Annotated in this window: 11 protein-coding genes and 1 riboswitch; of the genes, 8 read left to right on the top strand and 3 right to left on the bottom strand. The window is 44.4% G+C overall.

The window, feature by feature from the left end; all coding sequences use genetic code 11:
* Positions 1-303 precede the first annotated feature (303 nt).
* From HCJ54_RS12355 to HCJ54_RS12340, 4 genes are all read left to right on the top strand, one after another.
* The gene (locus HCJ54_RS12355) at positions 304-2,208 is read left to right on the top strand and encodes a hypothetical protein (RefSeq protein WP_187137862.1); all 1,905 of its coding nucleotides are present in this window, start codon (positions 304-306) and stop codon (positions 2,206-2,208) included.
* 241 nt (positions 2,209-2,449) lie between these two features.
* Complete coding sequence (locus HCJ54_RS12350; protein WP_187137861.1) at positions 2,450-2,695, top strand: PBECR4 domain-containing protein; 246 nt, start codon at positions 2,450-2,452, stop codon at positions 2,693-2,695.
* A 241-nt stretch (positions 2,696-2,936) separates the two neighbouring features.
* Positions 2,937-4,619, top strand: a complete 1,683-nt coding sequence (locus HCJ54_RS12345) for a DUF6044 family protein (protein WP_222713028.1) — start codon at positions 2,937-2,939, stop codon at positions 4,617-4,619.
* Positions 4,620-4,630: 11 nt separating this feature from the next.
* Positions 4,631-5,599 (top strand): glycosyltransferase family 2 protein, encoded by a 969-nt coding sequence (locus HCJ54_RS12340; RefSeq protein ID WP_036066591.1) that lies wholly within the window; start codon positions 4,631-4,633, stop codon positions 5,597-5,599.
* Positions 5,600-5,624: 25 nt separating this feature from the next.
* Here HCJ54_RS12340 and HCJ54_RS12335 read toward each other — a convergent pair whose 3' ends face one another.
* Both HCJ54_RS12335 and HCJ54_RS12330 read right to left on the bottom strand, forming a co-directional pair.
* Complete coding sequence (locus tag HCJ54_RS12335) at positions 5,625-6,569, bottom strand: DMT family transporter (RefSeq protein ID WP_187137860.1); 945 nt, start codon at positions 6,567-6,569, stop codon at positions 5,625-5,627.
* 97 nt (positions 6,570-6,666) lie between these two features.
* A complete protein-coding gene (locus tag HCJ54_RS12330) occupies positions 6,667-7,131 on the bottom strand; it encodes a universal stress protein (RefSeq protein WP_185409755.1) in 465 nt (154 codons plus the stop codon).
* A gap of 161 nt (positions 7,132-7,292) precedes the next feature.
* Positions 7,293-7,399: riboswitch (TPP riboswitch) on the top strand.
* 84 nt (positions 7,400-7,483) lie between these two features.
* Between HCJ54_RS12330 and tenA the strand changes: the two genes are divergently transcribed.
* From tenA to thiE, 4 genes are read left to right on the top strand one after another with little or no spacing between them, the layout of a single operon-like run.
* Complete coding sequence (tenA, locus tag HCJ54_RS12325) at positions 7,484-8,182, top strand: thiaminase II (RefSeq protein WP_187137859.1); 699 nt, start codon at positions 7,484-7,486, stop codon at positions 8,180-8,182.
* Positions 8,160-8,963, top strand: a complete 804-nt coding sequence (gene thiM, locus HCJ54_RS12320) for a hydroxyethylthiazole kinase (protein WP_187137858.1) — start codon at positions 8,160-8,162, stop codon at positions 8,961-8,963. Before tenA ends, thiM begins: the two co-directional genes overlap by 23 nt.
* Positions 8,964-9,767 carry a bifunctional hydroxymethylpyrimidine kinase/phosphomethylpyrimidine kinase gene (gene thiD, locus HCJ54_RS12315; protein ID WP_187137857.1) on the top strand — a complete coding sequence of 268 codons (804 nt, stop codon included), beginning with the start codon at positions 8,964-8,966 and terminating at the stop codon, positions 9,765-9,767.
* Complete coding sequence (gene thiE / locus HCJ54_RS12310; RefSeq protein ID WP_187137856.1) at positions 9,764-10,384, top strand: thiamine phosphate synthase; 621 nt, start codon at positions 9,764-9,766, stop codon at positions 10,382-10,384. The genes thiD and thiE overlap by 4 nt, the downstream gene beginning before the upstream one ends.
* 82 nt (positions 10,385-10,466) lie before the next feature.
* On the opposite strand, the gene HCJ54_RS12305 is transcribed toward thiE, so the two are convergent.
* Complete coding sequence (locus HCJ54_RS12305; protein ID WP_187137855.1) at positions 10,467-13,850, bottom strand: ABC transporter permease; 3,384 nt, start codon at positions 13,848-13,850, stop codon at positions 10,467-10,469.
* Between the last annotated feature and the right edge of the window lie 3 nt (positions 13,851-13,853).

The following is a 13,853-nucleotide window of genomic DNA, read 5'->3' as shown; positions in this document are numbered from 1 at the left end:
AAACGCCATATCTTAGTAATTAGGAAATTTAGGGATAAATAGCGGATTTGTGAAGGAAATGATTTAAGTACACTGGAATAATAGTGATGAGGACTAGTTAGAATTTGAGTGGGGATTGTTTGAAAGTGAGTTTTTGTTAGTTTTTGAAAAAACAGCTGATTTTCGATGATATTGCTGATTTGATGGCGAAATTGGATTGTTTCTTGGATCTGACCGAGATATACTTTTTGTATTCAAAGTGAGTTTTTATTTGAATTCAAGCTCTTTTTGAGAGTAAAGGTATATTGGGGGGAACATATTTTGATGAGAAGGAAGAATGTTATTTTTGTGTTGGTGTTTTTTGTTGGGTTAGCGTGGGGTGGCTTAAAAGGTGACGCGGCGGAGGTTATTCAGGCCGATTTATTCTTGAAAAAAGAAGATAGGTCAGCGGCGACGGCGAACATTACTGGTTGGGGGCGTATTTTGGAAGCGGTTAACGAGAGTGGGGAGAATGTGACGATTCAATTTTCTGCTGGGAAGTATTATATGGATAATACGCTCAAGGTGCCGTCAAATGTGACGATAGAGGGGGAAACGGCGGATCCGAGGCAGAGTCAGTTGGTTTTTATAGCGCCAAAGCAGGGGATTACGACGGAGGCTGCGAATGTGGCGAATCCGAAATACATAAGGAATGTGACGATTCGGAATATGAGCATTCGTTATGACATCGATCCAGTCATTATGAGTGGCCATCAGTACGCGTTTTCGTTGATTAATTTGGCGGGGGATTATAAAGACGATAGCACTTCGCTGGCGGAGCCTTATGAGCGGCTGGATAATATTCAGATTGACAACATTATCGCGGATGGTAACGAACAGGCGAACTCGATTATTTATTTGGGTGGTGTGAAGTCGGGATCGGTGAAGCGTTCGCAAATCCGTAACTCGAATCTTCAAAGTGGGATTGCGATGGAGTATTGCCAAACAATGCAAATTGAGGATAATGTGATTGAAAATATGGGGCGAACGGGCATTGTGATGTATCGCGGAAACGGTGGCAGTGGTACGAAACAGATTAGTATCATGAGAAATCAGATTAGAGATTGGATGCAGCGTTATGGCAAGCAACATTTTTATGCGCCGGCGAATATGGAGTATTCTCCTGAGGATCGTAAATCGATGGTAGACGGCGGTATCGATAGTTATGGCGCTGGAAATAATAACATTGTGATTGACAGCAACACGCTAATTAGCGGCGAGGGAAGTGATCGCTATAATCCGAGCAATATCGAAATCAACAATATTGAGCGAAAAAAGAAAGACCAGATGGCACTGGAGCTACCATTGCAACATCAGGTGGAGCAGGATAAGGATGGAAAAATTATCGCGGGTAGTATCGATGCCGACTTGCAGAAAAACATGACGGGGTATACGGCGATTCGCCTTTCTGGTGCTGAAAATGCGCGAGTCACGAACAATTTTGTGCAACTAGATAGTTATGATAATTTTGCATTTATGGCTCTATATGAACGTGATCGCCAGGGTGTGAAGACGACACCCAAAAATATCATTATTAAAAACAATGATTTTAATGCGAGTGGCAGGATGCGTTACCCGATACGAATTTTGAGTGGAGCAGTCAATAAGTCGCGTGGGATAAGTATTGAAAATAACCGATTTAACATTGATGGTCTGGTGGACAATTATTATAAGGTAATGATAGAAGTTCGCAACCCGGTGGAGCTGCTGACGGTGACGGACAATCAAGCGATATGGGATAAACAGATCAATGGTTGGGTGACAGTTGCGGATACAGGAACTTTTAACGCGGTGAATCAACTCATTTTGTGGGGGAATAGTGGAAGTAAAAAAACGGATGTGACGCGAGGTCTAAATCCTGTCATGCCATCTACTTTAAAAGTGGTAACGGAGCCGCTTCCGAGTCCAACGATACCGTTTATTGGGAGTTTTTACACTGGTTTTGCAACATATACAGTGGGAGATACGAATATAAAAGGGAGGATAGACAATAATACCGGACATTATCAGATTGTAGGACTATTTATCGATGGCATCGGAATTAAAAACACAACAATGAATAGTGATGGCAGCTTTTTAATCAATGTGAAAGGGAATAATATAACCTCGCATTCTAAAGTTGTGTTGCGCTATCGGGTCAATGGTGTCGAAACATATGATTCCGAAATGCAGGTGAAAATAACGGAATAAGGGTTGAAAATGCTAGCAGTAAGGGGTATAAATGTACTTGCAGATAGTTGCGTAGCGTGATAAAATTTAAGAGAAGAACAGATGCTTAGGTTATCTGACTGTGGGCAGGCACATGGTCAACTCGATATGAATGTCAGGCATAAGTACGACTGTTGGTGAGCAACGGAAAAACCTGTCATGGAAAGAAGGGTAGCGATAGTTATCCTTCTTTTCTATATATACGTATAAGGAGAAAAGACCTATGTTACAACAACTAACAGCAGGGCACGCATTTTTTACAGAGCATTTTGTCAACAAGCGGGTTATTTATTTCTATAAAGAAAAACACGAGATTAAGCAGTTTTCCATCTATATGGTAAAGACGAATTTTATGCATTTGTGTGGAATGAAATATCGTGGTGGTGCCGCATCTTTCTATCATGATATTCAGAATAAAACATTTAAGTATGTACCAACGTCGCTACTGCATTTACGGAATGGCAAATAGGATACGCTAACCCTGAGTTTTCCGGTTATTTGCATTATTCGAGAGTGTATTTACTGTAAGAGGAGAAGCATCGAAGTGAAATGGAGCCATTTTTAAATGACGATAAGGTATTGCTTAGGGACGCGTTGTGATAAGTTGGTATGAGAATAGGATGCCGATGTTATAATGTGTTTTTTTGCGATGTTGGGCTTCTATTGCTATAATGGAGGACATACACAAATAGCTTTTAGAGGTGAAAGAATTGAAAAATTGGATAGTAGAGAGAAAGCAAGAGTTGATTGCCATAACGCTGATACTTATTTTTACGGCGCCATTATTTATTTTAGGAGGAAATAGTCATATTCGGATTCATGATAATTTGGATTCCAACATGACGTGGTATCGCGTGTTACTTAATAGTGGGAACTATTTAGCGAAGACGGGGAGCAACATTCCGCAAATGTTAGATGGTGTAGCGCCACGGGATGCCTTTGATTCGCAGTTTGTTGGTATCGTGTGGTTGTACGCGATTTTTCCGACGCCACTTGCCTTTGCATTTAGCCAACTGATTACGCGGATTTTTGCGTTTATTGGGATGCGATTATGGTTGCGTGATTATGTTATCAAAGATCCATCTAAAAAATACATAACATTATTTGTAGCTGTAGCGTTTGCGCTGACGCCATTTTGGCCATCAGGAATGCTCAGTACGCTTGGAATGCCGCTCGCATTATGGGCTTTTCTAAATATTCGTAAAGGGAAAAAGAGCATCTGGAATTGGTTGATTTTAACGCTGTTGCCGTTTTATTCAAGCCTGATTCTTGGTTTTTGTTTCTTGTTATTCCTCGTTGCCTGCATTTGGGTATACGATATTGTGAAAAAACGTGGCTGGAATTGGCGCTTTTTTGGCAGTATGGCTTATATGTCGGTGCTGTATTGCGTCGTTAACTATCGCTTTATTTCACAGATGTTCTTGCAGGACAATGAACCGGACTCGCGAAGTGCGTTTGCGCTACCGAATAATAGTTTTTTAGGCTCGATTCGCTTAACTTTTAAAAACTTTACAATTGGGCATACGCATGATCAGCCCCTTGCGACTTATGTGATTCTACCAATGATTTTACTAGCGCTAGTCGTGATCATTGTGAAGAAAGAATGGCGCGGACAAAAGATCTTTTTATGGCTATTAGCGCTGAATTTTTCACTGTCGATTTGGTACGCTTTTTGGTGGTGGGGTGCTTGGAATCCAATCAAAGAACAAATTTCAATTATGCGCTCGTTTAATTTTTCGCGGTTCCATTTTTTGCAGCCATTTATTTTTTATGGATTGTTTGCACTCGCGCTCGTTTATTTTGCAAGTAAGGGTGGCTGGTGGAAAAAGCTCGCGATTCTTGGCCTGGTGTTACAACTTGGCGTGACTTTTATGAATAATTCAGAGATTCTATATCGATCTGCAGGAACGCCTTCGATCAATCAATTTTACGCAAAAAATCAATTTCAAGAGATAAAAGCGTATATTGGGAAGCCGCAAGAAGATTATCGGGTGGCAAGTATCGGAATCCATCCGTCGATTTCGCAGGAAAATGGTTTTTATACGTTGGACGGTTATGTGAACTCGTATCCGCTTAGTTATAAGAAGCAGTTCCGCGAGATTATTGCGAAGGAACTGGATAAGAGTCCGTTACTCGAGGATTATTATGATGGTTGGGGTAACCGTGTGTATATTTTTGTTGCGGAACTTGGGAAGCATTATTTGTTCGATAAGCATTCAAAGCAACACGTGAAAAATCTGGAATTAAATACAGCTGCGTTTAAAGAGATGGGCGGCGAATATATTTTCTCAGCGGTTCCGATTGATAATGCGAGCGAGAATAAGTTGCATCTGGAAAAAGTTTTTAATGATAATCAGTCTGCGTGGAAGATATATTTGTATAAAGTAGAGTAGGGGTGACTTGGATGAGAGATAGGCCATTGTTAACGATTATCGTTCCTTGTTATAATGAAGAAGAGGTCTTGCATGAGACGATGAAGCAATTGGGAACGATTTTGCGGGATATGAAGGATAAGCTGGTGATCGCTGAGGCGAGTGATTTGTTGTTTGTAGATGATGGAAGTCGTGATCGCACTTGGGAAATTATTGCGGATGCGATGAGTAGGCATGATTTTGTCAGTGGTGTCAAATTGAGCCGTAACTTCGGACACCAAAATGCATTGCTTGCGGGAATGCAGGCAGCGGAAGGGCGCGCAGATTGTATTATTTCGATTGACTCGGATTTACAAGATGATGTGGGCGTGATTCCAGATTTTATTGAGAAATATCGCGCGGGTTATGAGGTCGTTTATGGAATTCGCGATGAGCGTAAGACGGATACACGATTTAAGCGGGGATCGGCGCATTTATTCTATAGTATGATGGGGAAATTCGGCATTCATTTGATTCCAGATCATGCGGATTATCGTTTGCTGGGAAGCTTGGCGTTACAAGAGATGAATCTGTTTCCAGAGAATAATATTTTCTTACGGGGGATCGTGCCGCTGATCGGTTTTAAATCGGAAAAAGTCTACTACCATCGAAAAGAGCGTTTTGCCGGTGAGTCGAAATATCCTTTGAAGAAGATGCTTGCTTTTGCCGCGGATGGCTTGACGTCGTTTAGTGTGGCTCCAATTCGGCTTGTGACAGGACTAGGTGCGCTGATGTTTGTCGTGGCGATTGTGATTGGTATTTATACGTTTATTCAGCATTTGAATGGCACTGCTGAAGCTGGCTGGTCGTCGCTGATGCTCTCTATTTGGGTGATCGGCGGGGTGCAAATGATGAGTCTAGGCGTTGTCGGTGAATATATTGGGCGGATTTATTCGGAAGTGAAGCAACGCCCAAGATTTATCGTTGAGCAAAATTCGTATCTTAAAGATGGAGAAAAATAAAAGAAAGAAGTCATGGATGAGCGGTCTACTCGTCCATGACTTTTCGCGGTGTGCGTATTCTTTTCCTGGCGCGAATTAATTCTGGCAGTGCACCGGAACCAAGAATGACACCAATGATAATGAGCAGAAAACCGAGCACTTGCATCCAGCTGATCTGTTCATTGAGGAAAAGAGAAGCGCCAATCAATGAGAAAAATGGATTCAGGTTCATAAAAATCGCTGTTTTGGATGGGCCAATCTGTCCGACTGCATAATTATAAATTAGGTTTCCAAATGCGGTTGCAAAGATGGCGGAAGCGAGGAAGAGTAGCCACATCATCCCTGAATGTCCACCCATCTGCGCGAGGCCATTCGGTTCTTCGACGAGGCTCGTACCAAAAAGAAAAACGGAACCGATGAGTAGCATGTAAGCCGTCATGAGGCGTGTATCAAGCGTTCTAGACACACGTTTAATAATAATGAAGCTAAAGCATTGCGACAAAATTGCGATAAATACATAGATGTCTCCGAGTGAGGCGCCGGAAAGTCCCTGTCCGCCAGTGAGTACAATGAGCGACACGCCAAGAAGTCCTGAAATCAAGCCAATCAGTTGCGCGCCAGAGATGATTTCCCGCAAGAAAATTGCCGCTAAAACCGCCGTCAAAATAGGTCCAATCCCTAAAATGAGTCCGCCGTTCGTGCCAGTTGTCATCGTGAGGCCAGACGCTAAAAAATAATGGTGAAGTACGATATTAAATAGGCTTCCCACTGCAATAAACCCAAGTTCCCGCTTTGTCGGTAATCTAAATTTGCCAATCGCGATTAAGAAGATAAAAACGGCAACGGCGGCCGTGAAAATTCGAAAAGACGTCATGGTGATCGGTGGGAAATGCGCGACTAAAACTTTTGTTGCCGTTACGTTCAATCCCCAACTCGCCATAACGAGAACTAATAATAAGTAAAGCGAAGCCGGAGTTTTTCCTTTTTGCATGTGCGTTTTCCTTCTTTCTATGTAGAGGTATTCATAGTTGTAGTATAGCATAAATAAAACCAAGCGGTATGCCTATTGTCCACTTGGTTTTGCTGCTTTATTCGGTTGATTTGCGATCACGCCAGTTCTTTCCGCGAACAACGATAACGTCGCAGGGCGCGTGAGAGGCCACATAATCTGAGACACTACCCAAAATAAATTGCTCGGTTGGAGTTAGCCCAGTGGAGCCGACGAGCACTAAATCGGGATCGAATTTCCCGATCATTTTCTTCACAAAAGTTGTTTTTGGTGTTCCGAATTTGACGAACGTTTCTACATTTTCGATGCCGAGCTGTTCTGCTTCATTCTTATAAATTTCGACGAGGCCTTTGCCGTATTCTTTGGCTTTTTTGGCATATGTTTGCTCATAGTCGATCAATGGCGCGATTCGGCGAACATCCGCGACAAAGCCGATACCGAGTGTTGCTCCATCTTTTTTGGCGATCTGGATACCTCGTTTTAGAGCTTCTTCTGCTTCATTGGAGCCGTCCACACCTACTAAAATCCGATGATAGATTGTCATTTGACTTCCCTTCCTCTCTGGTCTATGTCGGTTTCCCCTTAGTAACACCATACCCATTTTTTCAGTGAATAACGCGTATTTTTTGGAGAATGCGATTTATTTGTGGTACACTTGGGTTGGAAAAACGAATAATTGGATTTGGAATGCGTGTTGTGTTCCGAATTTTATACTGGGGGAGTCTTACTTAAGACCGAGATATGAATATAATTCATGGACCCTTTGAACCTGTTGAGTTAGCACTCGCGTAGGGAAGTATTGGGGAACTTGATGTTACATATCATGACGCCTTTTCTTACGCTATGGTTGGCGCGAGAAAGGGCGTTTTTTTGTATGGAAAAAGGAGGAATTGGAAATGGTACGTTTTTCGGAAAAATTACATGTGGAGAATCGTCAAATTTGGCAACAGAGTAAGGATCATTTGTTTGTGAAGCGATTGGCGGACGGGAGTTTGGAGCGGGAGGCATTTCGATATTATTTGTTGCAGGATCATTATTATTTGACGCATTATGTGAAGGTAATCGCGCTGGGTATTGCGCATGCGGATGATTATGGGGCGATGATAGAGCTCAGTCAGTCGCTGGCTTCTTTGGAGAATTCGGAACTTCGGATGCGGGAAATATTTTATCCAGCGGTGGGGATTGAGATGGCGGATTTGGAAGGGATTGTGCCAAGTCCGGCGGCTTATCATTATACATCTCATATGTATCGGATCGCGGGATCGCAGTCGCTAGGTCGGATTTTGGCGGGAATTTTGCCGTGTTATTGGTTGTACCGGGAAATTGGGGAGCAGTACGCGGGGCAGGTTAGTCCGGATCCGCTATATCAGGCGTGGTTGGCTATTTATCAGGACGCAGAGTATGCGAAAGGGTTGCAACGCCAAGTGGATTTGCTGGATCGGATTGCAAAAACTCTGCCAGACAGCGAGTTGGTGGCGATGCAGGATGATTTTCGGATTAGTAGTTACGCGGAGTTAGCATTTTGGGAAATGGGGTTGCGTCAGGAAACGTGGGGCGAAAGGAGTGATTTGGATGACGAATTGGCAACTTATTGAGGATGTGCGGACGCGAAATCCGCTGGTGCACACGATTACGAATATTGTAGTCGCGAACGATTCGGCGAATGGCTTGCTTGCGATTGGGGCATCTCCGATTATGGCGGCGGCTGTAGAGGAAATGACGGAACTAGGTGAGATGGCTGACGCGGTTGTGATTAATATTGGGACGCTAAATGCCGATTTGGTAGCGGCGATGTTGCTTGTTGGCAAGGCGGCGAACGCTGCTGGAAAACCGGTGATACTAGATCCTGTCGGTGTTGGTGCGACAACGTTTAGACGGGAAACTGTGCGACGTTTACTGGCGGAGATTCAGTTTGCTGTTATCCGCGGGAACATTGGCGAGCTGGCGAGTATCGCGGATGTTCAGTGGCAGTCGCGAGGCGTGGACGCAGGTTTTGGTGACGCCGAACGTGCTGCTGATATTGCGCTAAAAGTGGCGCGAAAACACCGAACGGTAGTTGCGATCAGTGGTGCAGTGGATACGATTTCAGATGGTGAGCGCGTTGTCACCATTCAAAACGGCGATCCACTTTTGCCACAGATTACAGGTTCGGGATGCCTGCTTAGCTGCGTGATTGGCGCTTTTGTTGGCATCACAGAGGACTATTTTGAAGCGACTGTCACAGCATCAGCGAGCTATGCGCTTGCCTCAGAATACGCTGCTAGGAAACTGGATCAATCTTTACCAGCCTCTTTCCGCGTTGCATTCATCGATGAATTAGCATCATGGCAAACACACGATCAAGCAAAATTGGCGAACATAAAGGAGGTACGGTGAATGTTTCCGCAAGCAGTGACAATCGCGGGTTCCGATAGTGGCGGTGGAGCTGGCATCCAAGCTGATATTAAAACTTTTCAAGAACGCCGCGTGTTCGGTATGTCTGCCATCACAGCGATTACCGCGCAAAATACGCAATCCGTCGAAGCAATCCATCCTGTCCCCATCGATATTTTAGCAGCGCAGTTGGACGCGCTAAATACTGATTTCGCCATTAAAGCAGTCAAAACTGGCATGCTCGTTGACGAAGCGCATATCGCCACAGTTGTTTCCAAATTAAAGTATTTTGACTGGGGACCGCTTATCGTCGATCCCGTCATGATTGCTAAAGGAGGGGCGCCACTTGTAAGTGAAGGTGCCATCACGACAATCCGTCAAGCCTTACTGCCGCTGGCGTCAATCGTTACACCAAACATCCCAGAAGCAGAGGTCCTAGCAGAAATGCAGATCGAATCCGCCACTCACATGGAAAAGGCTGCGAAGAAAATCCAGAAACTAGGCGTTAAAACCGTCATTATGAAAGGTGGTCATAGCGAGGATAAGCAGGAATCACGAGACTACGTTTTAGATGGGGAGAACTCGTTCTGGCTGACTACGAAACGCATCGACACGAAGCAAACACACGGCACGGGTTGCACTTTTTCGGCCTGTATCACGGCTGAACTTGCGAAAGGAGCATCCACAGAATACGCCATTCGTACTGCTAAAACCTTCATAACAAGCGCTATTTCTCATCCGCTTGGCATCGGCCACGGCCACGGACCAACTAACCACTGGGCGCACAGAAAGGAGTTTCAACAATGAACATGCTAGAAGTTTATTTTATCGCGGGCACGCAAGATGTTCCGCACGGAGAGCTACTTCCGATACTAGAAGATGCCCTCCAATCAGGCATTACCTGCTATCAGTTTCGTGAAAAAAAGCTATCAAACCCAGTTGAGATAGAAAAACTTGCAAGATCTTGCCATCAAATGTGCCGAGAATACCACGTCCCCTTTTTTATCAATGATGACGTGGACTTGGCGCTTGAAATCCAAGCAGACGGTATTCACGTGGGGCAAGAGGATATGGCCATTAGTGATGTGATTGCGAAATGCGCTGGGAAAATGCAAATAGGGCTTTCCATCAACACTTTTCAACAGGCAGTGGAGGCAACGGCCTACGAACAACTCGCTTATATTGGCGTGGGGCCTATTTTTGAGACGAGTTCTAAAGTAGATGCGAAAGAAACGACAGGCTTAGACTTACTGTCTGCTATTCGAGCGGCGGGCATTGATTTGCCAATCGTGGCCATTGGAGGAATTACAACAGAGCGCGTACCCGCTATTCGAAAAGCTGGTGCGCAAGGAGTGGCTATTATTTCCGCTTTGGTAAAGTCATCAGATAGAAGTCGAACGATTTGTGCGATGCGTGGCATATAATAATAGCTTATAGCGAACAATGACAGATAAAAAACGATTGCCACTATATTTCTAGAACTGAAACATAGCGGCAATCGCGTGTTTATTCAACTGATTTAAGAGCTTCGATCATATCTACGCGTTTTAGTTTGAGATGCATGACGATCATGACGAGCGTTGAGAACAGCAGTGTTAAAAGCGCTGCGTATACATAACTCATCGCATGGATCGTCGGGCTGAACATCAGAATATCAACTTCAGCTGTGGATGTGACGAAGCGATGCAAGAAGGTACCAAGTACGAAACCGACTACGATCCCCATCAAACTTAGAATCAGGTTTTCGCGGTAAACGTACATTGTGACTTCTTTTGGATAGAATCCGAGTACTTTGATGGTGGATAGTTCGCGAATTCGCTCGGAAACGTTGATGTTCGTCAAGTTGTATAAAACGATGAAGGCGAGCGCCGCAGCTGAAATAATCAGGACGATGATGACGATATCTAGACTGTCCATCGTGCTGCCGAATGCGTTGCTTGCCGTATTTGTGTAAGTGACGGCGAGCACAGCTGGATTTATGAGTAATTTTTCCGCAAAATTATCTTGCCATTTTTGATCCGTATTTTTAAGTTGTAGCAGCTGTGTGTTGTATTCTGGTTTGTCTTGGAAAACTTGCTGGTAGTAGGTTGGCGTCGTGTAAATATAGTGCATCGCGTAGGTTTCTGTGATGCCAGTGACCTTGATTTTGTAGCGATGGTTGTCGCCGTCTTTGATCGTTAAAGAATCGCCAGGTTTGACGCCGTAAAGTTTCGCCAACTTTTCCGAGAGTACCGCGCCGTTATCCGTAAGTGGCACGGGAGCGTGGGTTTTACGGTCGCGCAATGTGACGTAGTTGCTGAAATTCTCCATCGACTTCGGTGTAATCAGAGTGAGAGCTTGATTGGCGACACCTTTTTCGACTGCCGTCATATTTTTTTGACCAACATCGAGGGCGCTTTTAACATTGGGCGTATTATCGATGATATCGTTGTAGTCTTTGAGCGGTGTTTTGGTGGCATTGCTGTCCAAAACGACCACAGCATCATACTTCATAATTTGGTCATATTGTAATGGCACGATATCACCAATCGAATTCTTGAGACCAAAACCGGTGAGTAGAAGCGCCGTACAGCCTGCCACACCAAGGATAGTCATCAACATTCGCTGTTTATAACGGAAGATATTGCGCGCTGTCACTTTACTTGTGAAATTCATTCGCTTCCAGATAAAAGGCACGCGTTCCAACAAGATCCGTTTCCCGTTTTTTGGAGCTTTCGGGCGCATCAGGGAAGCAGCGTTTTCTCGCAATTCCGCGCGACACGACACAAAAGCTGTCAAAGTGGTACAAAACAGTGCAACGGCAAGCGAAATCAAGCTATAGCTCCAATAAAATGAAATATCAAGCGCTGGCAAATTATAAAGGGAGCCATAAGCAACAAAAATAATCTGCGGGAAGACTTGAAAACCAATTGCGAGCCCGATTACTGTCCCGGCTAAGCTTGCGAGCGAGCCGTACACAAGGAATTTAGCGATAATATCGGCATTGCTATAACCGAGTGCTTTTAGCGTCCCAGTCTGCGTTCTCTGTTCCTCAATCATCCGCGTCATTGTCGTTAAACAAACAAGCGCTGCAATTAGAAAGAAAAACACCGGGAAAGCGGTAGAAAGTGAGGCAATCCGATCCGCATTGTCTTTATATTCTGTATAACCAGGATTGTCCGTTCGATCACTAATAAAATACTTAGGTAATTCGAGAGCGTCTAACTTTTCTTGCGCCATTTGGAGATCTTTCTTTGCTTTTGCAATTTCTGCAAGAGCTTTCTTCTTTTCTTTTTCAAAAGTTGCTAAATTGGTGGCGTATGCTGATTCAGCATTGTCCAATTGAGCTCTGGCATCGTCAAGCTTGGCATAGCCGGCTGTTTTGGCGTCGGCTAGTTGTTGTTTCCCTTTCTTTAGCTGAGCCATTCCGCTTGCATAATCTTTTTTGCCTTGCGCAAGCTTCACCTTTGCCTGATCTAATTCGCGTTTCTTTTCAGCTAACTGACGCTCTTTGTTCGCGAGTAGTTGGCGATTTCGGTTAATTTCAAGTTGTGCATCTGCCACTTCTTTATTGGCACGCGTTAATTGTCGAGATGCTTCTGTTTTCAAGCGGTTTAACTGCGCTTCAGAAAGTGTCCCATCAAAATAGTCTTGCACATAGTCACCGAGTTCAGGGTTAAACATATCCGCATTGTCGATAATTTCTTGCTGCGTTTCTGGATCTAAGTCTACAGTTGGAATATCACCCAGCGTGTAGTCCTTCACAGCATCATAAAAGCGCTGTACCATCGCAAGTTGTGTTTTGCTATCATCAAGCGTCAATTGCGCGTCTTCGAGCTCCTGATGCGCCTCTGCTAACTGTGTTTGCGCATCGCTAATTTGGGCTTGCCCATCTTTTATTTTGCGTTCTGCGGTAGCGATATCTTTCTTCGCTTTCGCAAGCTTGGCTTCATTTCTGTTAATCTCGGCCTGACCTTGCGCCAACTTCGTTTCCAGTTCGCGTTTTCCGTCCGCATATTCCGTCCAACCTTGATCAAGCTTCGCGCGCGCAGCATCTAGTTTCTGCTGATTTCGATCAAGCTTAGCCAAACCATCTGCAATCTCCCGTTTTCCATCCTCAATCTTTGCTTGCCCATCGGCCTGAATTGCGCTGAGCCTTGCTTTTGGCTGTCCCTTCAAGGCGTTCTTCACAAGCGCCACGTTGCGCTCCATTGCCGAATCATACTCATCGCTGTAAGCCTCCGCATCAGCCGTATTATCAAACGTCAAAAGTGCCGTCGAATAATACTTCGCGTCAAAATCGCTTTCTGGAATCACCGCAAAAATATCCGCACGTCCATTCCCAATCGTGGATGTTCCGCGGGTTCCTTTCTCAATGTATGCAGCCGAGGAAACCGTTCCAACCACAGTAAAAGTCGTGGTGTGGAATTTCCCCTTTATAGCACTTCCATCGCTATTCACAAACGTAAGCTTGTCCCCGATTTTGTAACGGCTTGTTGCCTTATTGACCGAATCGAGCGCGATTTCGCCACTTTTCTGTGGTAGGCGTCCTCGCTCAACCGTATATTTATTGACTAAATTGTTTGGCGATAAAGAAAAAACCTTCGTAATCAGTAACGAATCCCGAAACATCACATCCGCCGTATAGCCTGATTGCACATCTCTCACACCAGGAACGTCATTTAAAATGGCGATATCCTCTTTATTCAAACCGTATGTCGATTGCACCTGTAAGTCCATCAAATTTTGCGAATCGTAGTATTTATCGGTTGTATGGATCATGTCGGGTCCAGTTGCCTTCAAGCCTACAAAAAAGGCTACACCTAGCGCGATCAGTAAGAAAATCGAGATGAATCGTCCTTTAGATTTTGCGATTTCTCGCCATATGTCTTTCCATAATGCTTTTTTCATCTG

It is taken from the genome of Listeria grandensis (assembly GCF_014322885.1).
In the GTDB taxonomy this organism is placed as follows: domain Bacteria; phylum Bacillota; class Bacilli; order Lactobacillales; family Listeriaceae; genus Listeria_A; species Listeria_A grandensis.
This window is presented reverse-complemented; position numbering and strand designations above follow the sequence as displayed.